Raw genomic sequence first — 24,399 nt, 5'->3', positions numbered from 1 at the left:
AAAAGTAGTATTTATGTATTAATATAAATAGCTGTGGTTATAAAATTGAAATAGAATTATGGCAACTTTCAGGGATCTCATTAAATACTACCAGGCATACTTGCCACTTTCCATCCTCAGCATTGGAGTATCAAGCGCCCTAGAACTAACAGACCTCATAGTTCCTTATGCCATCGGCCAGATTTTGAACGTACTCTCAGGCCGTTCCACAGACTGGCCAATGGAACAATTCATTGGGGCAATTGCCAACTTAACCCGATTACCCACTAATCAACTATTATCCCTATCAGTGCCATTAGGACTAATATTTTTAGTCAGCATCACTAAAGGTCCAAGTCTAGCTTGGCTCGGCCACTGGTATCATTGGGTAGTTCCCCTCAAAGCACGTCGAGACCATTTCCAAAAAGCCATCCAAAAAATTCTCACCCTACCCCTAGAATTCTACGACGAAAATAACGCAGGACGTATCGCCAACCGTATTTCTAAAGGAGTCTTAAACCACACCTGGACTTACCCAGAAATTGCAGGTATTTTAATCCCCAAATTAGTGCGGGTATTCGGCATTTTTATTGTCATCTTTTTAATAGAATCACGAATTGCTCTTTTATTCCTTGCTTCATTTATTTTTATCCTGAGTTTTACTCTCAAAAGCCTTCAATATATTGCAAAAATAGAAATCGCTTTTGATAAATATGAAGAAAACACAGAAAGTCACAATTCAGAAATTATTACCAATATAAAAACAGTCAAAGCATTTGCGACAGAAACTAAAGAATTGCAAAGGCAAACTACTCGAATTAACCGCGCCCTCAAAATTATTATAGGTAAAATTCATAAAAGCTATGTCTGGCTATCCATGTATCAGATAAGTATTGTTGAATTTTGCCTATTCTTCATTCTAGGTTTGACATTATTTGCAACATTGTCTGGTGAAATATCTCTAGGATATTTTGTGACAATATACACTTTAGCTAGTATGGCTTATGCAGAAATAACTCCCATCAGTCATTTAACTGAAGAATTCGTCCGTCGCTATGCTTCCATGATTCGTTTCCATGAATTTATGGAGTTACCTATAGGCTCTGATGCTGCCAATTTAACAGAATTAATTGGCAAATCAACAGAATCGACAGATATTAATCCCTACAAATTCACAGGCAAAGTTGAGTTTGAAAAATTGAGCTTTGGTTACAATCCCAACAAGCCAGTTTTAAAAGATATAAACCTTTTAATTACACCTTGTCAAACTATTGCTTTAGTCGGAAAATCTGGCTCAGGAAAATCTACTTTAGTTAAATTACTATTTAGATATTTTTCACCAAATAAAGGCAAAATTTTAATCGATGGAGAAGATATTAATACTCTTGATATTACAGGTTATCGACGTCGATTAGCGATTGTTCATCAAGAGGTAGATATATTCAACGGCACTTTATTAAGCAACCTAACTTACGGTAATCCTCAAGCCACTTTTGAGCAAGTTAAAGAAGCTTGTAAAATTGCTAAAGCTGATGAATTTATTCAACAAATGCCTCAAGGTTACTATACAGTTGTGGGTGAAAGAGGAATGCGATTATCCGGCGGTCAACGACAACGTATAGGAATAGCTAGAGCTTTGTTAGTAGACCCAGATATACTAATTTTTGATGAGGCAACTTCTAGTTTAGACTATGAAAGTGAGCGAGCTATTCAGTTAGCAATGCACGATATTTTTGGGACTCGCACCACCATTATTATTGCTCACAGACTTAGTACAGTACGGGAGGCCGATAAAATTGTGGTACTTGACCAAGGTAGAATTGTTGAAGTGGGTAGCCATGAGGACTTATTGCGCCAAGAGGGTATTTATCACCGACTACATTCATTGCAAGAGACTGGTAGCAGGATTGTAGGTTGAACTTTATAATCAGTAAATAGGGCTTGCTGATTCAATCTAAAAGCTTTAGCCTTTGCATATGCAAAAAAAAGTACAAGCTTTGTTCTCCCTTAAGCTCACACAGGTGAGGATTTTGAGTAGGCAAGGGCAGAAAAATTGAGGGACAATTCTTCCAACTACATCCTCATGTCATTCCCATTTATCCTGACTCCTGACTCCTGACTCCTGACTCCTACTCACACCCATAAGACTTTTTCAGCAAACCCTAAATAATTTTTTTTCACAAAACTATTGCAATAAAAATTTTTTGTGTTATTATGTATAAATGTGAGTTGCAAGGGTCGATGCCCGAGTGGTTAATGGGGGCGGACTGTAAATCCGCTGGCTACGCCTACGCTGGTTCAAATCCAGCTCGGCCCACTCACTAAAATTAAAAGGATTGAAATAAAAACGCCCGTGTGGCTCAGTGGTAGAGCACACCCTTGGTAAGGGTGAGGTCACGAGTTCAATCCTCGTCACGGGCTTTTAGAAATAAATCAAAGAAATAAAATTATTATTAATTATTTTATCGTTTTAATACCAACATACCATAATAATTAAAAAGAAAGTAAGGTATGGAGTTATTTGTTTGGCTTAAATATGGTGATTCTTAACACCAAATCAGAAAAGCTGAAATATTTCCTAAATTACTTAAGGTTAAACAAACTTTAGTATTAAATTTAATGTATACTCAAATATCATATTAATATTTTATATATATTAGTCTTAAGCTAGAGTATAGCAGATAAATTAATTAAATATTTTTTAGGGAAGGTGGTATGACACCTACAAAACTGTCAGATTCAGAAAAATTAGAAATTGTTGAACTGTATCAAACTACAGAAGAGAATACTATTACTCTAGCAGACCGCTATGGAGTGAGTAGTTCTACAATTAGACGGTTATTACAAAGTAGCATACCAGAAGATGAATATAAAGACCTAGTTCAACAGAAGCAAAAGCGTCCATCTCGTTCCTCAAAAAATATAGATTACGATACTAACGACTTAGATGAATCAGCAGCTAGGGAAAGTTTAGATCCTTCTGAATCAGACGATAAGGAAAGTGAAGCAGATGGGGTAGTAAAAAGACGACGCCGACGTTCTTCTTCATCTAATGATAATGAAACTGAGCAACTGACAGAAAGCCCTAAATTATCTTTAGCTCCTCAAGAAAATCATAAATTAAACGATACATTTGAGAGTAATTACCCCCCTACCAAAAAAGAAATAGAAGAGATTTTAGCCGCAGATTTACGAGAGCAACCCCAAAATTTAGATGATTTTGAGAACGATGATTTAGAAGATTTTGATGGGGAGTTTGATGATGAGGATAAGTTTGATGTAGAAGAAGATGTAGACAGCTCTTATAATCTATCTATTCCTATCCACAATTCTAGTAACTCTGAAGTTAAAATTTATACTCTCACGGAGTCCGTCTTGCCAAAAACTTGTTATTTAGTAGTAGATAAATTTACAGAGTTAGTTACTAAACCTTTGATAGCTTTTGGGGAATTAGGACAAATACCTGTGGAAGAGTCTCAGGAGAAAACTTTACCAGTTTTTGATAATCACCGAGTAGCTCATAGATTTTCTGCCCATAATCAAAGGGTGCTGAAAGTTCCTGATGGTAGAATGTTGCAAAAAACTACACTTTATTTGCAAGCTAAAGGAATTACTCGACTACTGATTGATGGTCAAGTTTACAAGTTATAATGAAAACTTATGATCGCTTTACTTCCAGACCTGCGCTTTTGGTCAAGTGAGAGTCAGAATTAGGTAAATCAATATTGCCCTTTAGAAGGGCAATTTGCTACTATAAATAAATTTACCTGCCTCACTTTAAATCTGTGGAGTAACAATAAAACTAAAAAGAGACTTGAGCTTGGAGAAAAATGCGTGATTGGGATAAAGCATAAATCTTGAGGTAAACTAATTTTGCTTTGTCCTTCAAGGGTAACCAGGGGAAAATACTAAAACTTAAAACCAGGAAAACTTTGTTTTCTCAGATAAAATCAAAAATCTTCTTGACGCTCTTTCATCTGTCCAAGATTAAAAAGTGGGGGCAGTAGAATGGAACTAATTATAAGTCCGATACCAACACTAAAAGACAAGATAACTCCTACAGGGAGCTGAATGGACTGGAAACCAATAAACTTTAAAGATATTGAGGTAGCATTCTGAACAGAGAGGATTGCAATCCCACTTATCCACAATGCCAGAATTATACTACTGATAATTGGTGGGATAAATTTTTGCATAGGGTATTCCATCATATAATATAAATAATTATAATCATACCATGAATCATCAAAAAAATAAAACCTGTCTCACCTCAAGAATATATAGGAATTATTAATAATTAATAATTAATTATTCACCCTTCAAAGGAGAGGCTTTCCAGGGAAAAAAAAGTGCTAGGATATTTCCTTATACATATCTGATGGTTTTAAGCAGAGGTAATTATTCATTATCCATTATCCATTAATGAATCAGCTATCAGTTAGAGTGGTTTTTGATTTCTCTAATTTTGGGTTACTTTCTAGGATTGTTATTGTAACTCATCCGTCTGAAAAATATTATAAATTAAATATAAATCAATTAATCTCAAATTTTAAACTCATAAATGCTAGTTCCTTTAACTCGTAAAATATTTGAACAATTAATTCCTATTGTAGCTACAAGCGATCAATATCAATATTATTGGGGCAGATTATCTGATATTTTAAAACGAGCTTTAATTTCTGCTATCTCAGTTTTGACGATTGTTTTAATTAATGTATTTGTTCATGATGATGGTGACCCTTTATTTTTATTGGTTGGTATTACGGCAGGTCTTTATTGGTTGTGGGGACCTATTTTATTAGCTAGTTTTCGCAATGCAGAATTTAGACGCTATCCATATAGTGGTCTATGGCAGGGAAAAGTTATTGATGTATATCTTACTGAAGAAGTAGTCGGTCAAGAAGAAAAAGTTAATAAAAAAGGGGAATTAATAATAGTAGAAAATTTAGAGCAACGAATAAATTTAGAATTGGGGGATAAAACAGGATTTACAGTTGAAATGCAAGCTCCTCTACGTCGTTATCATCAAGGTATTTCTAGAGGTCAGGTAGCTGTAATGTTGGTAATGTCTTATCAACAAGATTTAGAAAAAATTGCTAAATATTCAGATGTTTATCTTCCCACTGTAAATTTATGGGTTAGTGATTATCCATACCTCAGAAGAGATGAGTTTATCGAGGTAATTAATCAGGTGCGCTCATCTCGCAGGAAAAATAAACAACGCCAACCAAGTAATATAGAATTTTATTGACTACTACCCAGACTTAAAGTTACAGTTATTAATTATAGGGCATTAATTCTATACCGTTTCACAGAATTCATGTATTCAAAAGTCATGAATTGAGATTGTACAACCTGAAAACTTTTACTCTCATATTATGTCCGGTTAAATAGTTATCATTAGACATCTGGTGATAATTAAAAATCAAATCAATTATCGTTCATAAATCATTAATTCTTTCCCCCCTACTCCCTACTCCCTCTTTTCCGGAGAGGTCTATTAGATATAAGAAGAAATATCTAAAACTCATGAGATTGCTTCCTTCCACTCCGTTCCAGTTGCAATGACTTGACGATTAGTGTTTATCTGGACATAATATAAGTAATTTCAAACGATTATTTCACATAATAGGTATGAAACTATTTGTGACATATTTAAAGTGAAATGCTATAGGGCTTTAATTTGAGGGTATTAATTTTAGGACGTTCCACAATCAGGAATAATAAAATCCTAAAACAGAAGTTAAACTCTTATGCTGGAAGATTTCACTCAACTTAAACCTCAAAAACACTCTTACCTGTTGCCTATCCTTACCAAAACCTTTTTCCGTAGACTCTAATTACCTTGGCCTTGTTTACCATAAGCCTGCCAAGCCAAGTCTACTAAACCATTAATAATAGCAACTGCTACCACAGCACTACCCTTACGGCCATCAATTCTAATATGAGGAATCATCGAATCATACAAACGTGACTTAGCTACATCCACCCCCACAAAACCAGAAGGAGTGCCAATAACTAAAGCAGGTCTAATTTCTTCTGCTTCAATTAAATCAACAATTGCAGACAGAGCTGTTTGAGCCTGACCAATAACAAAAATACCCTCTGGATAACGTCTAGCTAAAGTTTCAATTCCCCAAGCAGCGTTAGTTTTTTCCTTCTGAGGTCTAGTTATCGCATCCATTGAACAGTAAACAGGGTTAGCGAAGGTACTTTGAATAACTGAGGTAATACCTACTTGCACCATTGGCACATCTACCACAATAGTTGTACGAGCTGCCAAAGCAGCAGCTCCAGACTGTAAAGCGTGTTCAGAAAAACTAATCAGAGACTTATATTCAAAGTCTGCCGTAGCATATATTACCCGTCGAACTATCTCATACTCTGCGGGAGATAAAGCATGAGGGCCAATTTCCCTGTCAATAATTCCTAAGCTTTGGGCGTCTGTGATGTGCCATTCCATATCAAATTATTCCCCTTTATATAGTTATAGTTAATATTTAGATAGTGAGTTGAGAAGCCTACTAGCTTATTGTTACCGCCATAAGCTCTGGGAGTATATCACAGAAATTAGCACTACAGTAAATCTGTACCATAGATATTAAAACTTAGCTATTAGCTTCTTTCTTTTAAAAATATTTGTAATCTAACTATCGTCAACTATACTTCACTTCAACTGCTATAGAAATGGTTAACCGTCGTCAATTTTTACTTACCTCTGCTTTGGTTGGCAGTGGGTTAATTACAAGTAAGTTAATACTTAAGTCAAAAACAGAGCAATTATCTGGACCAGCAATTATTACTTCAGAGAAGATGCGTCCTCAAATTCCCTATGGAGTTGCTAGTGGAGATATTTCTGCTGAAGGAACAGGAGTAATTTGGAGTCGGAGCGATCGCCCAGCTCGAATGATGGTGGAATATGCCACTAACGAGTCTTTCCAAAATGCTGAGAAAATTATTGGGTCTGCTGCTCTAGAAACTACAGATTTTACGGCCAGAGTTAATCTTTCTGGTTTACCTGCTTCGGAGCAGATATTCTATCGTGTCAGTTTCCAAGATTTGTCAGATATTAACATTTATAGCGTTCCAGTGATTGGTAAATTTCGCACTGTGCCAAAACCAGGGCAGGATATTTTGTTTGCTTGGTCTGGAGATACGGCGGGTCAAGGTTGGGGTATTAATGTAGAATGGGGAGGTATGAAAATTTATGAAACTATTAGAAAATTTAATCCAGATTTTTTTATCCATTGTGGGGATTATATCTATGCTGATGGTCCGATAAAATCTGAGGTTGAGTTGGATGATGGTACTATTTGGCGAAATTTAACTACACCGGAAAAGTCTAAGGTGGCAGAAACTTTGCCGGAGTTTCGGGGTAATTATATCTATAATTTACTGGATGAAAATTTTCGTCGTTTTAATGCTGAGGTGCCTCAGATAGTGCAATGGGATGACCACGAAACTACAAATAATTGGTATCCGACTGAGAAGTTATTGGATGATGACCGCTACAAGGTTAAGAGTGTTGCGCTTTTGGCAGCTAGGGCAAAACGAGCTTTTTTGGAATATACTCCCATCGGTATTAATGGGCATGATCCGGAAAGAATTTATCGCTCGTTCAGTTACGGGCCTTTATTGGATATTATGATGTTGGATATGCGGAGTTATCGGGGACCTAATACGGAAAATCGTCAAACAAGTCGCAGTGAGGAAACGGAATTTCTGGGAAGTCAGCAAATAGAATGGTTGAAGGGAAGGTTGGTTAATTCTCAGGCTACTTGGAAGGTTATTGGTAGTGATATGCCTTTGGGTTTGGTTGTACCGGATGGGGATAGTGCTGCGGAAAATTTGGCTAATGGAGATGGGGTGCCATTGGGTAGAGAGTTGGAGATGGCGGAGTTATTGCGGTTTATCAAAGGAAAGGATATTAAGAATGTGGTGTGGTTGACGGCAGATGTTCATTATGCTGCGGCTCATTATTACGATCCGAATTTGGCTCAGTTTCAAGATTTTAAACCATTTTGGGAATTTGTAAGTGGACCTTTAAATTCGGGAACTTTTGGTCCAAATGAGTTAGATAATACTTTTGGTCCTGTGGTGAAGTATCAAAGTGTTAAGGTTGAGGATAAGGTGATAAATTTTCCTCCGAGTAAGGGTTTACAATTTTTTGGCACGGTGAAAATTGATGGAGGTACGGAGGTAATGACTGTGACGTTGAGAAATATTGAGGGAAAGGTGGTTTATGAGGTTGATTTATTGCCGGAGGAAAAAAGTTAAAAGTATATGTTAGTTAAGTGTTGAAGAACTGAAATTTATTAGAGGTTAGTAACAGTAATAAGTAGATTTATTTAAGAAGTAAATTCATCTATCAGTCTTTCTATAGCCAAGTGTCTTTCATTTTCTGGTATTTTGTACATGATCTTAATCAAAAGTTCAGGAGACGCATTTTTAGTAAACCAATCATCTGGTTCTAAATCAAAAAGGTCTGTTAGACGTTTTCCTATTTCTTCTCTATCTTCTTTGTCTAGTTGTCCAACCCGTTTTTTCCATTTTCCTTCTCTATCTTTAAAGTAATTAGCATCAATAGTACATATCTGATGAACAAGGGCAAAAGATTTTTTGTCTAAACAATTTTTAGCTGTTGGGTTAATTGGATAGGCTGTTGGTAGACCTTTATATGTCTTTTGAGAAGTTAAAGGAATAGCATTAAAAGTTTTTATATATCCAGATTGATCTAAAAATTTTTCGCTTGTCAAAACAATATAGGGATGTTTACCTCTTAAAACCCTGCTAGGATTCACTGTATGTTTGCAAGATGGGTGATGGCATTCAACATAATCGAGAGGTTCTATATTATATGAATAAGTGTGGCCTAATTTGCAAGTCAAATAAACTTTTTGGGGATCGATAATATAAATCCAACCCTTTCTAGGTGTTTGGTTTTTTTGTTCAACCACTTTAAAGTCCTAACTCCTCATTTAGCTTTTCTCTTTCTTTTTGCAAGTTAAGCTTAACTTTTTCTTCTGGTTCATAAGTACATTTCACCGCTACCATTGGAGCAGTTTCATAAACATATTCTAGTAATTGATTAAGTTTATCTGAACCTGAACCTGCCCATTCTCTCCTAATATTATCTAGCATTAACATTAGACTTCTAGGTAAGTTTAAGTCCTCTGTTTTTCCTGCTTCCACACCAAGTTTAATAAATTTTACCCGTCCTTCTAATTCTTGACAAATCTCTTTACCATTCATGCGCTCTAGAGCCATATCTATATCTTCATGCCACGGACCGTGTTTATAATAATACCAATCTAATTCAGTTAGTTGTTTTCCTGTCCACTTGACGGAGTAAAGATCGGCGAGATATAAGAACTTAACTAACTGTATTTTTGTAATATGTCCTTTTGTCTCATAGACAAAAAACTTGATTAGATTCTCTAGCATGGTTTTTTCATATATAGGTATTTAAAAAAAGTTTTAGATGAATGTATTTAATCTATATATTTAATTATCTTCCATTTTGTTTAAAAAGTCAACTTTTGTTTTGGGCAATCCTCGAAGGTGGTTAAGCTTACACCAAACTCTCTGAGTGAGAGTAACGCACCGAAAAATTTGGAGTAGGCGGTGGGTTACATTTCATTAACATACCCTACTATACTTTTTGACAATTGATATTTATCCACATGAAAAAACCCTTCTAAGAGACCAAAACTTAAATCTTATATTATTAAAAAATCAGATTTAATTAAAGAAATGGAAACTGAGGAAAAGTAATAATAAATACTATTAGAGAGTAGTAATTTTTGAGAGTTTTGAGGTAGCGATCGCTATTAAGCAATAGTTAAAACAGAACCTTGAACAACTTTTGGTAATTCAATTATTACAAAATAATCGGCAGGATAAAGATAATCTTCTCCACTTTCATCAACTATTCTTAAATCGCCATCTTTTATTGACTCTTCATCAGTTAAAACCACATAAATTTTATGTAATTCCAAAGAAGCAGGATAATCTTTATTTTGAATACAAACGGCAAATTGAGCTTCAGATTTGAGATTATTCATAGTTTTTAATCTAAATAAAATTTACGTTTAATATCAAATTCGGTAGCATCGCTGTTATTCAGTATTTTAAAGATAAGAGTCGATATTATAGTAAAGTTTTGCTGGGTTTCACTACTGTACATAATTTTAAGTTTCAACTAAAGATTTGTTTTTTTGTTGAGTAGGTTTGATTGGTGTAGAAATGATTTGTCTGCCACTAGCAGCTTGTTTTTTTTCTAAATCTTCAACCATAGCGTGTAAGTTATAATTAAAAGATTTAGCATATTCTTCTCGGTATTTATAAATTTCTGCTAATACTTCATTATCCCACATATTTATTTAATCTCCTGTTAGCTCCAAAGGTGTACAAATAGTTGGTAGAGGATATCCAAATTCCCGGCTAATTTGTCCTAATTTTTTCTGAATCTGGGCATTAGCAATGTGCTTACAATTCCATGTTAAAAGGTAATCTAAACCATAGACTGTAGCCAGGGCAATATGTAAGGCATCATTAGCAGCTTTAGGGGGAAGGTTGCTGAGACTCAAAAATTGTTTGGCTAAGTTTTCTACCATTAAACTTAATCCAAGTAAGGGAAAATCTTGCAAAATTTCCAGTCGCTTAGTAGCTATTTCGGCATCTCATAAAGCTACTTCATCTAAAACTATCTGAGAGATGTAAAGTGTGAACTGACTCCGGCATTTTTCCCACCAATCAATAGTAATTTTTCGATTAGCCATTAGGATTAAGTTATTACTCGATCTGATAGTTAGATAGCCAATTATACTGGTTTCGATATATACAGTTTCAGTCACAAATTTAATACCCTATATTTTAGGAAGTTGTTGTTATTTAGGAAAAGATATGATGTTATTTTCCTATGACTTTTCCAAATTTCCTTTATCTAAAGTCCAACATTTATCAGCGATGGGTAAAAGGTCACTCGAATCATGGGTGACAACCAATAAACTCCAATGATTTTTCAATTTAGCTAATAAATTTACCAATTGCTTCCGTATTGACCAATCTAATCCAGCGGTTGGTTCATCTAACATCAATAAATGAGGCTGTCTAATTAATTGTACTGCCAAGGCAAGACGACGTTGCTGGCCACCACTTAATGCTTGGGGCGAGGCGCTGAATGGTAAGTCCTGAAGTCCTACTTCTTCCAAGGCAAAAGATATTTGTTCTGGCCGTAATTCTGGATGACCTAACCGTAATTCTTCTAGAATAGTAGCGCCACAAAAATGCCTTTCTGGAAATTGAAATACTAAACCACCCAGTTGTTGTAAATGTTCGGAAGTTAATTTTTGTTCTCGCCAGTATATTTCTCCTTTGGAACATTGAGCTAAACCAGCTAATATTTCTAATAATGTACTTTTGCCGGAACCACTACGACCAATAATTAAGCCCATTTGTTGAGGTGCTAGTTCCATATTAATATTGTTGAGGATAGGAGTGGTACTAGCTGGTGGATGATAATACAAATTTTTGAGATATAGCATTTAGAAGTTAAAAGTTAAAAGTTAAAACTATAGATTGATAAGGCTTTGAGGATTTTGTAACTGACTGGTTATTTTAACCATCCTACACTAAGTTTATTAAATATCTTTATTTGTTATTTACACTCAGCAATTATTCATAGTTTGTGTTAAAATTATTTCTTGGTTTAGTAATGTCTAAAGAATTTAGATGGCAGTTCTCATATTAATTAATATTTATGAGATACAGTATTTTTTGCTCTTTCTTCTGAAAATCTAAAACTTGTGTATTTTACCAATAAAGAAAAACATTATAGTTATAATTTAGCTAAAATAATAACACAAATCTGAGAAATTAAAAATCATAGTTAGTCTTAAAATAACTTATGCTAAAAACCTTATTTAATTTGTGTCAAAAATTTCCAGTATTGAAACAAATATCAGTTTTTTCTACTGCTACTTTAGTCAGTTTAAATTTTTGGGTAACTCCAGCAACAGGAGACCCATTTCGGCAAAAAAATCCTATCGAAATAGGAGAAAAAACTGAAGCAGCTTTTCAAGCTATGTTTGAAGCAGGAAATTATAAAGAAGCAAGAGATTATCTGAAAATAGCTGAATCTGAAGAGATAGATGAGCCTCTTGTTTATGCCATGATATCTTCCTTACATTTCTTAGATGAAAATTGGGAATCACTAAAGTTGTATGCTCAAAAAACTACTGAAGTAGCAGAAAATTTAATTGCAATTAATCCCGTCCGTGGTAATATTTACGTTGCAACAGGTTACTTTCTAGAAGGTGCTTATATTATATCTACTGAAGGTACGTTAAAAGGAGCGCCGAAAGCTTTAGAAAAACTCAGAAAAGTTTTCAGTCATTTTGAGACAGCAGAAAGAATAAATTCATCGGACCCAGAGTTAAATTTGCTGAAAGGATATATGGATTTAATGTTGGCAGTAAATTTGCCATTTTCTGACCCTGCTAAAGCAATAGAAACATTAGAAGAAAAAGCTTATCCTCATCATTTAGCTTATCGGGGATTAGCAGTCGCTTATCGAGATTTAGATAATCTCAAAAAAGCTTTAAAATATATAGATAAAGCTTTATCAGAAGTTCCAGAAAATCCAGAAGTACACTACCTAAAAGCACAAATTTTAGTAGCTCAAGCTAGGGATAAAGATAATAATTTATCTATCAGAAAAAAAGCGAGGAAAAATTTTGATAAGGCTTTAGCGAAGTCAGACAAAATGCCAAGACGCTTGGTAGCACAAATATTTTTTGAACAGTGTAAAAATATTAATAATATAGATAATGGTAAACGCCCTTGTGACCCGATGCGAGATGCAATTAGAGATGGTTTAGGTTTATGGGGACCTTCAGAATTACCAACTCTTCGCAAATTTAAAACTCAAAATTAATTTATCAGACATTTTTATAGTGGTGAGCTAGAAACCTCTAGGTTTTAGGGAACAAGTAACAGGGAATAGGAAACACATAAGAAGAAAAATAAATGTACATCACAAAAAATGAGGAATGCTATATCTTAACCCAATGGTTTGTAGCTAGAAAGTTTTATTTATTCTTGTTAGTTTTCTGGTTTTTTTGCAAGTCTATCTAAGGAAGTCTAAGCAAATTTTGGCATTGTAAGTACCTACATAAAATTTATAGTGAATTTCATCTCAGTTAGGTACAATACTAGCAGGCAAGATGCCCGCACTACAGATTTGCTTCTCTCAACTAGGAAATTTATTTGGCACGACTACTTAAATATTTATGGAAGTACAATTTCGCGAATTTAATCCTTTTGATCTGTGGATTTGGTTAGAGTTTAGCACTGTTCCTTCTATGGCAGAAAAGCATTACATAGAAGAACTATTTGATTCATGGTTTTTATTGGGAAAATTGGGTGGGTTTAATGCTGAAAATTTACAAGTTCAAGAAGTAGGAATAGAGATTAGTTATATGGAATATAGTCAGGATGTGGCTAGTCAAAGTATGATGGCTGTTATGCACAATATGGGAGATGTAGAATATGAAGGATTATGGGGTCGTTGTTGGTTTGATTTGGGAACTAGCGATGCTTTAGCAATTGATATTTTGGTGAATAGTTTTGAACAATTAAGTGAAGATTTGGTCAAGATAGAAAAACTGATTATTGGCGGTCAAAATGAAGATTGGCCTGTACCAGAAAATAAGTATGAACAGGGTTTTTATGATGACAATTAATGGTACTTTCCTTTTTTTATATTCAGCAATTTACTTGTAAATTATGAATAAATAATTTAGCTAAGAAGGCAGTTGGATGGCTGACATAATACCAGTTTCAAAAAATACTGCTACATTGATTTTTTTGTAGTAGTTAGAAGCAACCTTAGTTTTGTTTCTAGGAGAAAATAGTTTTTCCAACTCCCCTACGACCTAAAGACTTTGCATACAACTTTCCTACTTACTCCCACACTCTAACTATCTTTGTTGAATTTGATATAAACTAATAATTGAGAAGAGAATTATGTAGATAGGAGCAGATTTCAATAATTAATAATCAACAATTAACAATTAACAATTAACAATTAACAATTAACAATTAATAATTAATAATTACCTCTTCTTTTTAAGAAGAGGATTGGTTAAAAGGAAATTTTTTTCTTTTTTTATCCTTGAAATGAGAGGCTTTAAACCTTAATTTTTCGGTAAGTAGTAATGAAAATTATTTCCACATCTCATTTGTCTCTGTAGCTTATCCTATCAAGGAGATAGAACTAAATAATAGGAAATTAATTTTCCCAGTTACTTAGCTTGCTTTTGTGCAGAAGTATAATTAGGTTTAATTGCAAATTTAAAAAAGGTAGTTATAACAAATCTCACTCATGGCAAGCTATAGATCCTTAAAAAAGGTATTATACTATTTTGTTTATATGAGAAAATTATGAATAAAAAGAATAAAATTAGAGTGCTAGCTTTGGGATTGATTAGAGATGGCGATCGCTTGTTTATTTCTCAAGGTTATGATTCTATAAAACAGAAAACTTTTTATCGGGTTCTGGGTGGGGGTGTTGATTTTGGAGAGTATAGTCGTGATGCTTTACAGAGAGAGTTTAAAGAGGAGATTGAAGCTGAGTTGACTAATATTAAATATTTGGGATGTATGGAAAATATTTTTATGTTTAATGGAGAGGAAAGACATGAGTTAATTCAATTATATAAATGTGATTTTGTTGACCCAAAGTTTTATCAAATAAAGGAGTTAACTTTTTGGGAGAAGGAACGAAAAAAAACGGCGCTTTGGGTTTTGATAGATAGATTTAAATCTGGAGAATTGAAAATAGTTCCAGAAAATTTTTTAGAATACTGTGATTAGGAGGATAATTATACTGTTTCAAGGAACTTAAAAGTTAAAAGTCAGCGAGTGCCTAATTTTGAGATTCCTATTTCCTACGGAAATGCTTCGCGAACAGAATGTAAGACGCACTCAAGACAGTTATAAAGTAAGATTTTATAGGTTCAAAACTTTGACGCACTCAGTAATTTCAGAAAATTATTTCACGTTTCAGTATAAGATAAGTAGTGTAGCCTAAGTTGATGAAATTGGTATAAAAATGGAGATTAATATTCCTGATGTTGTGGCAGAGGTAACAGCAGCATTTGAGCAATATGAAGTTGCTTTAATTAGTAATAATTTAGATGTTTTAGATGAATTATTTTGGCATAGTCCTCATACTATCCGTTATGGAGTCAATGAAAATCTGTATGGATATAAGGCAATATCAGCTTTTAGAAAAGCACGTGGAAAAGTTAATTTAGAGCGAGTATTAATGAATACTGTTATTACAACTTATGGTGAAGATTTTGCTACAGCAAATACTGAATTTGAACGTCAAGAAACTGGAAAAATTGGCAGGCAAAGTCAAACTTGGATGCGTACTTCTGTTGGTTGGCGAGTTGTCAGTGCTCATGTTTCTTTTTTATAAGGAAGAAGGGAGAAGGAACAAGGAAGAAATAAAGGGGAAAATTTGCTTGAGATAGGTAGTTTCTAGAAGATGAATCAAAATTTACAAGATAAAAAAACTTTTAAACAGAATAATAAATTTCAAAATTATACTGAATTAAGTCAGGTAAAAAACGATTACTCAGAGTTATGGAAATATGAACAAAATGATGTTTATACTATTAATAATTTAGCCGAGACTTATTATAATCAGGGAAATTTTACAGAAGCGATCACTCTTTGTCACAAAGCATTAAAAAAACAGGCAAATTTTGCTCCAGTCTACAAAACTTTGGGAAACATCCTGCAAGCACAAAATAAAATAGATGCTGCTATTCGTGCTTATTCATTGGCAATAAAAATTAATCCTAATTTTATTGAAGCTCTTGTCAATTTGGCGAGTATGTTTTATAAAAAAGGGCAAATTGATGCAGCAATGATTAATTATAGAAAAGCAATTAAAATGAAACCAGATCTAGCAGTAGCTTATTGGAATTTAGGCAAGGTTTTGGAGCAAGAGGGCAGATTTTATGAGGCATTTTTTTTTCAAGAAAAAGCTCTAGAAATTCAGCCTAGTTTAGTCAATCATACTCAAAATAATCATCAAGATAGTCATTTTCAAAAGTGGCATAATCTAGAGAGTTAAATCAGTTATCAGTTATCAGCAATTAATAATGAAAAATTACTGCTAGGTTTAAGGAAGGGTAGTTCGGCAGTAATTGTTTATCTTCTCTCAATTCATAAATTGCTTTTACCCTTTTTGTTTCTTCCTTCTTGTTTAGTCATAAAAAAGTAGTTTAGCCAATTTTTTTTTTCCTTATTATAGCAAGCGATAAAAAAGAATGTTAGGAAGAATAATGGCGATAAAAAGGTTTTACAGAAGATGTACCTTTGACTAAAAAAATAAATTATGAACTCAGAATGGTATCGAAGCTATTCATTATGATTATTGACTCGTTTATCCTGAATCCTAAAAAATCCACTAGCTATTTGTAGCAAACATTTATTAAATCAGTATTACTTATTACTTATTCCTTCTTACTTCTTCGTTAGTTTTATGAAATCAGAAGAACAACAGCACCCCCAATATCATAAAGATAGACAAATAGTTAATATTCTATTAGCAGAAAAAAATACTGACTATAACTTAGCAGAATTGGCAAGATTGAAAATTCGTTATCGAGGTTTTCCTGGGGCAAAAGATATTCAGGAAGACTTAGAGAAACTATTAGCAAAGTGGGAACTTACTGAAGAAAAGCTCTATGCAAAAACTCGTGACATTCATCGCAAAGGTCAGGTTTATAAAAAACACAATAACGACCAAGAAGATTGGTTTTAGAGATTTTTTATAATTAGGGCTTACCGATCAAATATTAAAGCATTAACATATAAAGGTTTAAGCTTTTTTATGGTCGAAAAGAGTTCGCCTGTTTCAGTTGAAAATTCTCAAAAAGTTAGCATTTTGGATAGACAAGGACAAAAAATTACTCCCCTACTCCCCTACTCCTTAAAAATACTTTTTCAGCAAACCCTAATTATTTGGTAGAGTGGTGAAATTTTGATCTATCTGTTTAAATGGGGTAGTGATTTATAAGTAGTGATATCTGCTCGAAAAAGTTAAGTAGGTAAGTAAATACTATTCTTTTAAAACCTAGAATTGGAGACCTTTTCTTTTCCCTGTTCCCTACTTCGACTATAAATCACTAGATATATAAGACTACCTGAATAGCAAATCTTATCATATTTCCCTACTTTACCTAGACCAAACTAATCATTAAAATGAAGCTGTTTAGTAATAACATTAACTGGAGGGGAGCAATAAACACATAATTCATTAGTAATTTCAACAGCTTCTTGAGGATTTTTATCTAAATACATTGCTGTTAAAGCAAAATGTTCTCCAGCACCAATAGCTGCAAATTCGTTGATTTTTTCTACTAAATAACTATCGCAAATGCGGAAAATTTCTCCCTCAATTCCAATTAAATAATCATTTCTCTTAGAAAAAGAATCATCTTTAGATTTAGCCCAAGTGTAAAACTCAACAATGAAATCTAAAACAGCTTCTACAGTTGGCGCTGCTGGTTTATGATTTCTGGCAAAAATCTGCATAAAACTTAATTCCATAATCAAACCAACACTACCAATAACTAAACCATTAACTTCAAAAAGTTTACCTTGTTCGTCTCCAGTTACACGATGAGTTTCCTTTAAATGACCGGAAACCCGAATACTATCAGAAGCAAACATTAAGCGATCTGAATATTTTCTGGCTGCAACAACACTCATAATATTTAATTAAATTTACTCAAATTAATCTCTACTATGTTAACAGAAATATCCAGGGTAAGTTGGAGATAAGCATTCAGCTATCTTTTATGGAGATGTCTATTCTCCAAACCATCTTCCTTACTCCCTACTCCCTACTCCCTATTCCCTATTTTTTGCGATAAACATGAAACTTTTGGCTTTCATCGACACTAACAAAACTAAATCCAGCTTGTTCCATAATTTCTTCTTTTTTCCATTGCTTAATGTAATTCAACTTAAGTTTTTGTTGAGCTAATATTTCCCCATCTTTCTTAAAAAAATAACTTTTCTCAATGGATTCAATTTCATCATTTTCGGCAATTTTTTCTATTTCCTGAGAATAAACAATTCCTGTAGGGAGATTTTGTTGATGACTTTTATGTTCTCCTTGAACACTCAACAGAAATAATCCATCTTGACACAAATGTTTAGCAACATTAATCAATCCCTTAATATCCTCATCAATATCCTTAATATGATTTCTTAAGTCAGTTCGATCGCCTCGTTGACTTATTACCCAAACTCCTCTACTAGAAACAGCAATATCAAAATTTTCTTGGAGGTTCATATCATAGATATCTGCTTCGACTAATTTTCCCCATTCTCCCAATCTTTTTCTGGCAATGTTGAGCATTGATGAACTAATATCCACCCCTGTAAATTCAGCTTCGGGAGCAAGTAGCAATAATTTTTCAGCAAATAATCCTGTTCCTACACCTAATTCTAGTATTTTTTTCTGACCATCTTTCATCAAAGAATAGACTGCATTAGCCATTCCTTGATAATCATAATTGCCTTGAGTCATCAAAAGATCGTAATAATTAGTAAAACTATCGTAATAATCAGCGATATTGGTATATTTATTCATAGTTAATTTTGCAGAAGTAAAGTGCAGTCCCTAATAAATAAGTTAAGTTTCAGTCACTATACCACGATAATTTGATTTAAAAATTTTTATCAATAAACCAGTTATTTATTTTCTGAATTTGACACAACTATTGAACTAAAGATTCATCGGATGGGTAAATATTGCCAATCTTCCAAAACTAAATGCAAATTTTCTAGATCAGAATACAGTTTATTCTTAATAATGCAAGTAATTATACCATTTTGACAAAACAATGTTACGAATAGTAAGGGGGATAAAAATATTTTACAGCAAATGCCCCTTTGATAAAAAAGATGATTTACGAACTAAAAAATGGTATTGAAACTATTCCCATACGACTCCTGACTTATAACTCCTGACTCCTAAAAATCCCCCTAGATATTTGTAGTAAACATTTATCAAATTGGTATTAGTTCCTGCCAAAGGAGGGTTAGGGGAGATAAAATTAGATGAACTTCAGAGAGAATTTATATAAGACTGAATATGGATACAATTATTTGATTATCTGTTTAACTTTTTGCAATCAACATGAAATTTTTGGCTTTCATGGAAACTAACAAAAGTAAATCCAACTTGTTCCATAATTTCTTCTTTTTTCCATTGCTTAATATAATTAAACTTAAGTTTTTGTTGAGCTAATATTTCTCCGTCTTTCTGAAAAAATAAGTTTTATCAATGGATTCAATTTCATCATTTCCACCAATTTTTTCTATTTCCTGAGAATAAACAATTCCTGTCCGGAGATTTTGTTCATAACTTTATAGGTTAGCTATGCTTCATTAATGGATAATGGACAATAGATAATTACCTCTGGTTAAAACCGTGAGGAAATTGAATTATAAGGAGATATCCTAGCACTTTTTTTCTATTGAAATAGAAGGCTTTGTACCTTGATTTTTCGGTAATTATAAATACCTGTAAATAAAGAATTAATTTAATATTTGCACGAGGTAGGGAAGAGGCAAAAGGAATATCCTTGATTAGTAAATGCACAAATAATTTTATCTATCTATTTAGAAGAATAATTTAATTGAAAAACCATGCTCAATTTCCCGCAAACTTTTGATAATCTTCGAGTAACCATTGAGGCAATTTAGTTATATCTTCTATTCGCAATTGCTGTGGAAGACAATATAACATTGCAGCTAATAAATAATTTATGGCTTTCGGCGCTTCTATTCCTTGAGAAAGTTGGGTAGCTAACTCTTGTAAAAATTCCTGTTCGTGTTCTATTAAAGATTCATTTTGAATCTGACTATTGAGTAATGTTTGATAACCTTTACCCATTTCACCCAAGTAAAAATTTTCTAGTTTTTGCGGTTCTAAATTTATCCAAAAATCAGCCATTTTTTTTCTCAGTTGACGCAAGTATTTAACAACAGATTCATCAGACGGATCTATATAATAAAGATTCACACTACCTAATAATTGATTCAGAAACTTTTGGTTGGTAGAATCTAAATTATCTGTCTTATTTTCTGTTAAAACTACATTCTTCTCAGTTTGAGCTTCAGCAGCTTTTAGGGGTTTTGTCTCCACATCTCTACCAATAGAATCTTCTGATAAATGAGGCGACTTAGTTTGAAAAGCTTTTTCCAACTTCTGTGCAACTTCTCTACTTTCAAATACCTGTTTATAATCATTAATTAACCACTGAGGCAAACGATTTTTAGCATCTCGGACTAACATTTTACCAGGAGGAAAATATAACATTCCCCCTAAAAGTGCATTAATAGCTTTAGGATTAGTTAAACCCATACTTGTATCAGCTAATTCTTTGAGAGATTTCTCTTCTTCTTCTGTTTGAGGTTCGTTTTGAATCCCACTTGCTAATAATTCTAGATACGCTTGTTTAATTCTGCCTTGATAAATAGTTTCTAATTCTTTTGGGGATACATCTAACCAAAAATCAGCTATTTGTTTACGAATTTGACGTAATTCTTCGATTAATGATTGGTCAGTCGGATCAATTTTATAGAGATTTACACAACCTACTAAACGATTGATAAATTCAGAAGTCAGAGAATTATTATTTTGAGATTCTATAGTTTTTGGTGAATGAATGTTTTTCCATTCTTGGAATAATTCTTGCAATAATTGACCTATCTCTCCGGAGTAACTACGACTGTCTAAAAATGAAGAATTTTGCTGCATTTTTTCCTTGATTTCTTGTCGCTTTTGTTGGCGAAATTCTAAATTATTGGCAAGCTTAATAGCTAGATTAATATATTCTGCTTTGCTGTTAGCTATTAGGTCAGGAATAGAGAGCGATCGCAACAATGCACTACCCATTAAAGAGCGGAATGAATTCCCATCTTTTGTAATTATTGGGATACCTATTTCTAATGGTTCTATGAGAGAATTTACTCCGGCAAATGGATAAGAATCTAAATAGACATCACATAATTTCAAGCACTCTTTAATATCGGACCTACTTGGTAATGTCTTAATTACAATTAATCGTTTTTTATCAATACCGTATTTGTTAAATATGGAACGCATATCATTAACAAAAAGAGTGCTAGCTTGATAACTATTAGTCCAGTTAGGATTAAAGGGATATAAAACTAGAACAGAATTTGGCAGAGCAGCAATAATTTTTGCCCAAGTTTCTCTCAGTTCAGGAATAATTTTATAAAAGTTAGCTCCAGAAACAAATACAATATTTTTGTCGCTTACTCCCCAACTTTCTCGACTTGGTTTAACAACTGGTTTTTCTGGTTCAGTTGCATAGTAATTAAAACAATGAGCTGCCCCTTTTAAGGTAATTAGTTTTTCCTGATATTGTTGTTGAGCTTCCTCTTGGGGTTCTGTTAATTTTCCCGAAATATAGTAATCAATATGTCTCATTCCTGTTGTTACGCAAGAAGAGGTTGAAGTTACTTGAATTCGCGCTAGTCGATGCAAAGCAAGTAAGGTAATAGGATTAGTAATAGCAGTAACATTGGTACCAATTAAAAGTATATCTAAATCATCAGCACGAATAGTTTCAACTTGGCTAATCAAGTTATCTGGTAGTTTTATAAATTGCTCGGCACGACTTTGACAATATTTTTCTAGGGGATATTCACTGGTACTTTTGGCATATAAAATAATTTCAAATTTAGATTTGTCTAAATGTTCAAAAAATGGCAGAGTAGAAAATGTTTCTGTTTGAGGAATAAAGTGACTGCTGAGAACTCCTAAGCGAATTTTATTTCGATTAGCAGGTCGCTCTGGAAATACATAATCGAGATTAAACCCTCGACTTTGCAATCCTAGTTCCATTATTTCCGCACGCTTAATATATATGTCTTTGAGATTTTCGTTATTAAAGTATAGAGGAATAAAGTTAGACTTATGGGCGACAAACCAAGCTATATCTTGCCAGATTTTTGAGTCGGAATTACTAAAGATTCTTTGATGTAAATAATTAATCCAGTCGAGAGTATAACGGTAATATTTATCTGCCTCTCCTATTTCTTGAAAGTAGTTAGGAGCATCAATCATAAATTTAATGTAGTCATTAACAAACCACTTGGGAATAGGCGCTTCTACAAACCATTTTGGCGAGAGTTGATGGGGATAATAATATAGAGTTGCAGCTAAGAGATATTGAATAGAGTTTTGTCGATCTAATCCTTGAGAAATATGAGTTCCTATTTGGTCAACAAAGGATTTTTCCGTATCTGAAATTTTTTCGTATTTAAGATTACTACCAATTAACTTTTGATTAGCTCTACCCATATCCCCCAAATAAGCACTTTCTAATTTTTCTGTGGGTAAATTTATCCAATAATTAGCAATTTGTTGTCGGAGTTGACGTAGATTATCTAAAGCTGACTTTTTAGAATTATCTTTTTGATATTCCTGCACATATTTAGAAACTTCAGATAAAAGTTGATTTACATCTATTTGTAAAGTGGCATCTGAAGTAATAAACAGAGAAATTATCCCCTCTTTTACTTCGGAAGACTGACTACATTTTAAAGCTTCCTGAATTTGAGCGATCGCTACTTCTACTTTTCCCACACTCAACATTTGTTGTGCTGTTTTAGTAGCAGAAATAGCATAATGTTCTCTAGCTCGATCAGACAATTTTTTAGATATTTCTTTTGGCAGATAAGACTCAGAAATTTCGATAGCTTTACGAGTATCAGAAATATTACCGCCGAACTTAATTAACCGGGAAGTTTCAGATGTTGAATGTAAACGATAACAAGCAAGAATTTGAGGTTCATAACTAACAGGATAATAAGCAGCAATACGTTTCCACATTTCCCAATCTGCTGCCGACTTTGCTTCTAAACAAAATCCTCCTAATTTTTCATAAACGCTACGTTTTACAACTATTGAAGCACATTGTATTCTCTGCATAACAGAAATTTTTTCTAACCAGTTAGGAATAATACCTGGAGTTTCTTTTTCCAATGGAGAGAGCATCTTTTGATTATTATTTTCATCTATATAATAATGGCGACAAAATACTGCTCCTACTTCTGGTTGTTTTTCCAATAAATTTTTCAAGCTGCTATAAAAATCAAGTAATACTAAATCATCTTGATGAAGAATGTGAACCCAGTGACCAGATGCTCGTTTAATACAATCATTCCAGTTAGCAACTAATCCTAAATTTTCAGGTTGGCGATAATAAGAAATCCTACCCTGACCGATTTTTTTAACAACCGCTTCTACATCAACCTGAGTTGAACAGTCATCAACAACTTCTATCTGCATTTCATTAATATTTTCTGCTTGCTGCAAAACAGACTTTAAAGTTTGTTCTAAAGTTGATGTGGGATTATAGGTAGGAATCATTACAGACCAAAAAGGTCGATTTTTAACTTCAGAAAGTGGTGATATTTGTGGGTATTGAATTGGTAGATTTGTCATAGTAGATGATTTTGATTTAAGTCGATCTAGTTCTGTGATGAGAGAGCTTTGATATTTAAACAATATTTGTTCTGACCAAACTACTTCCTGCTGATTATACAACTGGGAGTGGAGATAAAGAATTATAGCTTTATGAACTGCCAAATTAACTGAATTTTGATGTAGCTTTTGTTGGCGGGAACCGACAGGATGTTGTCTATAATAAAGATAAGGTTTTTCTAGTCGATAACCTAACCAACCTTTTTGATATGCAGAAATCCAAAATTCCCAATCTTCCCAACCCTCATTCATTACTTTTTTAAACCCACCCACTTGTTGATAAATTTCTCTTCTAAATAGGGATGTAACTGGGGCTTGATTTTCACTTAAAAAACGTTTGACATTAAAATCTCCGTAACTTTCTAGTTTCTGCTCAAAGCCAAATTTTTGAATATCCGTATAAACAAAACCTACTTGTGGATTTGTTTGTAAGATAGTTAAAGTTTCTGCAATAAAATTAGGATGAATTTTGTCGTCTGCATCGACAAAGAGAATAAATTTACCAGAACTATTATCTATTCCCACGTTTCTAGAATCTGGCACTCCAGTATTTTCTTTTTCTATCAAGCGGAGATTTTTTTCTGGATATTTTTTTACTAAATTTATAGCTACTTGAGATGTTTGGTCAAGACTACCATCATTAATAATTAAACATTCCCAATTTTGGTAAGTTTGCTTAACTATACTTTCTACAGCTTCGGTTAAATATTGTGCCTGGTTATAACAAAGAATTATTACTGAAACTAATTCCGAAGTAGCGTCTCTAAATTTCTCCTCCGAGTCTGACTCGAAATTTCGGCGCGGGA

At 33.4% G+C, this 24,399-nt stretch carries 20 protein-coding genes, 2 tRNA genes and 1 pseudogene; 12 read left to right on the top strand and 11 right to left on the bottom strand.

Translation table 11 applies throughout. The annotated features are described in order from the left end of the window. Positions 1 to 58: 58 nt before the first annotated feature. The 4 genes from ACP6PM_RS17880 to ACP6PM_RS17865 all read left to right on the top strand — a co-directional run bounded on the left by ACP6PM_RS17880 (position 59) and on the right by ACP6PM_RS17865 (position 3,630). Positions 59 to 1,897 carry an ABC transporter ATP-binding protein gene (locus ACP6PM_RS17880; protein WP_426586931.1) on the top strand — a complete coding sequence of 613 codons (1,839 nt, stop codon included), beginning with the start codon at positions 59 to 61 and terminating at the stop codon, positions 1,895 to 1,897. 317 nt (positions 1,898 to 2,214) lie between these two features. Beyond that, positions 2,215 to 2,296: transfer RNA gene (locus ACP6PM_RS17875), tRNA-Tyr, on the top strand. Positions 2,297 to 2,328: 32 nt separating this feature from the next. After that, positions 2,329 to 2,400 (top strand) — tRNA-Thr (locus ACP6PM_RS17870). 294 nt (positions 2,401 to 2,694) lie between these two features. Continuing rightward, a complete protein-coding gene (locus tag ACP6PM_RS17865; RefSeq protein WP_426586930.1) occupies positions 2,695 to 3,630 on the top strand; it encodes a transcriptional regulator in 936 nt (311 codons plus the stop codon). Between the two features lie 299 nt (positions 3,631 to 3,929). On the opposite strand, the gene ACP6PM_RS17860 is transcribed toward ACP6PM_RS17865, so the two are convergent. Continuing rightward, the gene (locus ACP6PM_RS17860; protein WP_426586928.1) at positions 3,930 to 4,190 is read right to left on the bottom strand and encodes a DUF1049 domain-containing protein; all 261 of its coding nucleotides are present in this window, start codon (positions 4,188 to 4,190) and stop codon (positions 3,930 to 3,932) included. A 350-nt stretch (positions 4,191 to 4,540) separates the two neighbouring features. Here ACP6PM_RS17860 and ACP6PM_RS17855 point away from each other — a divergent pair, with 350 nt between their 5' ends. Next, positions 4,541 to 5,230: a phosphate ABC transporter permease gene (locus tag ACP6PM_RS17855; protein ID WP_293108892.1), complete on the top strand. Its 690-nt coding sequence runs from the start codon at positions 4,541 to 4,543 to the stop codon at positions 5,228 to 5,230. Positions 5,231 to 5,815: 585 nt separating this feature from the next. Here ACP6PM_RS17855 and ACP6PM_RS17850 read toward each other — a convergent pair. Then, positions 5,816 to 6,442, bottom strand: coding sequence for a precorrin-8X methylmutase (locus ACP6PM_RS17850; protein WP_293108894.1), 627 nt, complete (start codon positions 6,440 to 6,442; stop codon positions 5,816 to 5,818). Positions 6,443 to 6,666: 224 nt separating this feature from the next. Here ACP6PM_RS17850 and ACP6PM_RS17845 point away from each other — a divergent pair, with 224 nt between their 5' ends. Continuing rightward, on the top strand, positions 6,667 to 8,256 hold the full coding sequence (locus ACP6PM_RS17845; protein WP_426586926.1) for an alkaline phosphatase D family protein: 1,590 nt from the start codon (positions 6,667 to 6,669) through the stop codon (positions 8,254 to 8,256). A 71-nt stretch (positions 8,257 to 8,327) separates the two neighbouring features. Here ACP6PM_RS17845 and ACP6PM_RS17840 read toward each other — a convergent pair whose 3' ends face one another. The 6 genes and pseudogenes from ACP6PM_RS17840 to ACP6PM_RS17815 form a co-directional block, all read right to left on the bottom strand. Then, on the bottom strand, positions 8,328 to 8,936 hold the full coding sequence (locus ACP6PM_RS17840; RefSeq protein ID WP_426586924.1) for a type II toxin-antitoxin system PemK/MazF family toxin: 609 nt from the start codon (positions 8,934 to 8,936) through the stop codon (positions 8,328 to 8,330). A gap of 1 nt (position 8,937) precedes the next feature. Next, entirely contained in the window at positions 8,938 to 9,423 is a 486-nt protein-coding gene (locus tag ACP6PM_RS17835; RefSeq protein ID WP_426586922.1) for a type II toxin-antitoxin system antitoxin SocA domain-containing protein, read from the bottom strand. Between the two features lie 386 nt (positions 9,424 to 9,809). After that, positions 9,810 to 10,043 (bottom strand): hypothetical protein, encoded by a 234-nt coding sequence (locus tag ACP6PM_RS17830; RefSeq protein ID WP_426586920.1) that lies wholly within the window; start codon positions 10,041 to 10,043, stop codon positions 9,810 to 9,812. 126 nt (positions 10,044 to 10,169) lie between these two features. After that, entirely contained in the window at positions 10,170 to 10,355 is a 186-nt protein-coding gene (locus ACP6PM_RS17825; protein WP_426586918.1) for a hypothetical protein, read from the bottom strand. 6 nt (positions 10,356 to 10,361) lie between these two features. Then, positions 10,362 to 10,835, bottom strand: a pseudogene (locus tag ACP6PM_RS17820) (type II toxin-antitoxin system VapC family toxin). Between the two features lie 63 nt (positions 10,836 to 10,898). After that, positions 10,899 to 11,525, bottom strand: a complete 627-nt coding sequence (locus ACP6PM_RS17815) for an ABC transporter ATP-binding protein (RefSeq protein ID WP_426586916.1) — start codon at positions 11,523 to 11,525, stop codon at positions 10,899 to 10,901. A gap of 362 nt (positions 11,526 to 11,887) precedes the next feature. Between ACP6PM_RS17815 and ACP6PM_RS17810 the strand changes: the two genes are divergently transcribed. From ACP6PM_RS17810 to ACP6PM_RS17785, 6 genes are all read left to right on the top strand, one after another. Next, positions 11,888 to 12,916 (top strand): Sll0314/Alr1548 family TPR repeat-containing protein, encoded by a 1,029-nt coding sequence (locus ACP6PM_RS17810; RefSeq protein WP_426586914.1) that lies wholly within the window; start codon positions 11,888 to 11,890, stop codon positions 12,914 to 12,916. A gap of 355 nt (positions 12,917 to 13,271) precedes the next feature. After that, entirely contained in the window at positions 13,272 to 13,724 is a 453-nt protein-coding gene (locus ACP6PM_RS17805) for a DUF3531 family protein (RefSeq protein WP_426586912.1), read from the top strand. Between the two features lie 700 nt (positions 13,725 to 14,424). Further along, entirely contained in the window at positions 14,425 to 14,856 is a 432-nt protein-coding gene (locus ACP6PM_RS17800; protein WP_426586910.1) for an NUDIX hydrolase, read from the top strand. A gap of 238 nt (positions 14,857 to 15,094) precedes the next feature. Continuing rightward, positions 15,095 to 15,466 carry an oxalurate catabolism protein HpxZ gene (gene hpxZ, locus ACP6PM_RS17795; protein WP_426586909.1) on the top strand — a complete coding sequence of 124 codons (372 nt, stop codon included), beginning with the start codon at positions 15,095 to 15,097 and terminating at the stop codon, positions 15,464 to 15,466. Positions 15,467 to 15,535: 69 nt separating this feature from the next. Further along, positions 15,536 to 16,129 (top strand): tetratricopeptide repeat protein, encoded by a 594-nt coding sequence (locus ACP6PM_RS17790; RefSeq protein WP_426586907.1) that lies wholly within the window; start codon positions 15,536 to 15,538, stop codon positions 16,127 to 16,129. A gap of 411 nt (positions 16,130 to 16,540) precedes the next feature. Continuing rightward, positions 16,541 to 16,822 (top strand): DUF3288 family protein, encoded by a 282-nt coding sequence (locus ACP6PM_RS17785; RefSeq protein WP_293092516.1) that lies wholly within the window; start codon positions 16,541 to 16,543, stop codon positions 16,820 to 16,822. A gap of 428 nt (positions 16,823 to 17,250) precedes the next feature. On the opposite strand, the gene ACP6PM_RS17780 is transcribed toward ACP6PM_RS17785, so the two are convergent. The 3 genes from ACP6PM_RS17780 to ACP6PM_RS17770 all read right to left on the bottom strand — a co-directional run. Next, positions 17,251 to 17,772, bottom strand: a complete 522-nt coding sequence (locus ACP6PM_RS17780; RefSeq protein WP_426586904.1) for a hypothetical protein — start codon at positions 17,770 to 17,772, stop codon at positions 17,251 to 17,253. Positions 17,773 to 17,920: 148 nt separating this feature from the next. Continuing rightward, positions 17,921 to 18,661, bottom strand: coding sequence for a class I SAM-dependent DNA methyltransferase (locus ACP6PM_RS17775; protein ID WP_426586902.1), 741 nt, complete (start codon positions 18,659 to 18,661; stop codon positions 17,921 to 17,923). Positions 18,662 to 19,726: 1,065 nt separating this feature from the next. Further along, positions 19,727 to 24,399, bottom strand: a 4,673-nt coding sequence (locus tag ACP6PM_RS17770; RefSeq protein WP_426586900.1) for a glycosyltransferase, incomplete at its 5' end; no start/stop codon positions are given.

Origin of the sequence: Dapis brunnea BLCC-M229 (assembly GCF_050015995.1) — a bacterium.
Lineage (GTDB): Bacteria > Cyanobacteriota > Cyanobacteriia > Cyanobacteriales > Microcoleaceae > Trichodesmium.
Note: the sequence above shows the minus strand (reverse complement) of the source record. Positions and strands in the feature narration are given on the sequence as shown.

Excerpts from the sequence above, each read along its gene's own strand:
- ACP6PM_RS17880 (WP_426586931.1), top strand. The coding sequence starts at position 59 with ATGGCAACTTTCAGGGATCTCATTAAATACTACCAGGCATACTTGCCA.
- ACP6PM_RS17865 (WP_426586930.1), top strand. The coding sequence starts at position 2,695 with ATGACACCTACAAAACTGTCAGATTCAGAAAAATTAGAAATTGTTGAA.
- ACP6PM_RS17860 (WP_426586928.1), bottom strand. The coding sequence starts at position 4,190 with ATGATGGAATACCCTATGCAAAAATTTATCCCACCAATTATCAGTAGT.
- ACP6PM_RS17855 (WP_293108892.1), top strand. The coding sequence starts at position 4,541 with ATGCTAGTTCCTTTAACTCGTAAAATATTTGAACAATTAATTCCTATT.
- ACP6PM_RS17850 (WP_293108894.1), bottom strand. The coding sequence starts at position 6,442 with ATGGAATGGCACATCACAGACGCCCAAAGCTTAGGAATTATTGACAGG.
- ACP6PM_RS17845 (WP_426586926.1), top strand. The coding sequence starts at position 6,667 with ATGGTTAACCGTCGTCAATTTTTACTTACCTCTGCTTTGGTTGGCAGT.
- ACP6PM_RS17835 (WP_426586922.1), bottom strand. The coding sequence starts at position 9,423 with ATGCTAGAGAATCTAATCAAGTTTTTTGTCTATGAGACAAAAGGACAT.
- ACP6PM_RS17830 (WP_426586920.1), bottom strand. The coding sequence starts at position 10,043 with ATGAATAATCTCAAATCTGAAGCTCAATTTGCCGTTTGTATTCAAAAT.
- ACP6PM_RS17825 (WP_426586918.1), bottom strand. The coding sequence starts at position 10,355 with ATGTGGGATAATGAAGTATTAGCAGAAATTTATAAATACCGAGAAGAA.
- ACP6PM_RS17815 (WP_426586916.1), bottom strand. The coding sequence starts at position 11,525 with ATGCTATATCTCAAAAATTTGTATTATCATCCACCAGCTAGTACCACT.
- ACP6PM_RS17810 (WP_426586914.1), top strand. The coding sequence starts at position 11,888 with ATGCTAAAAACCTTATTTAATTTGTGTCAAAAATTTCCAGTATTGAAA.
- ACP6PM_RS17805 (WP_426586912.1), top strand. The coding sequence starts at position 13,272 with ATGGAAGTACAATTTCGCGAATTTAATCCTTTTGATCTGTGGATTTGG.
- ACP6PM_RS17800 (WP_426586910.1), top strand. The coding sequence starts at position 14,425 with ATGAATAAAAAGAATAAAATTAGAGTGCTAGCTTTGGGATTGATTAGA.
- hpxZ (WP_426586909.1), top strand. The coding sequence starts at position 15,095 with ATGGAGATTAATATTCCTGATGTTGTGGCAGAGGTAACAGCAGCATTT.
- ACP6PM_RS17790 (WP_426586907.1), top strand. The coding sequence starts at position 15,536 with ATGAATCAAAATTTACAAGATAAAAAAACTTTTAAACAGAATAATAAA.
- ACP6PM_RS17785 (WP_293092516.1), top strand. The coding sequence starts at position 16,541 with ATGAAATCAGAAGAACAACAGCACCCCCAATATCATAAAGATAGACAA.
- ACP6PM_RS17780 (WP_426586904.1), bottom strand. The coding sequence starts at position 17,772 with ATGAGTGTTGTTGCAGCCAGAAAATATTCAGATCGCTTAATGTTTGCT.
- ACP6PM_RS17775 (WP_426586902.1), bottom strand. The coding sequence starts at position 18,661 with ATGAATAAATATACCAATATCGCTGATTATTACGATAGTTTTACTAAT.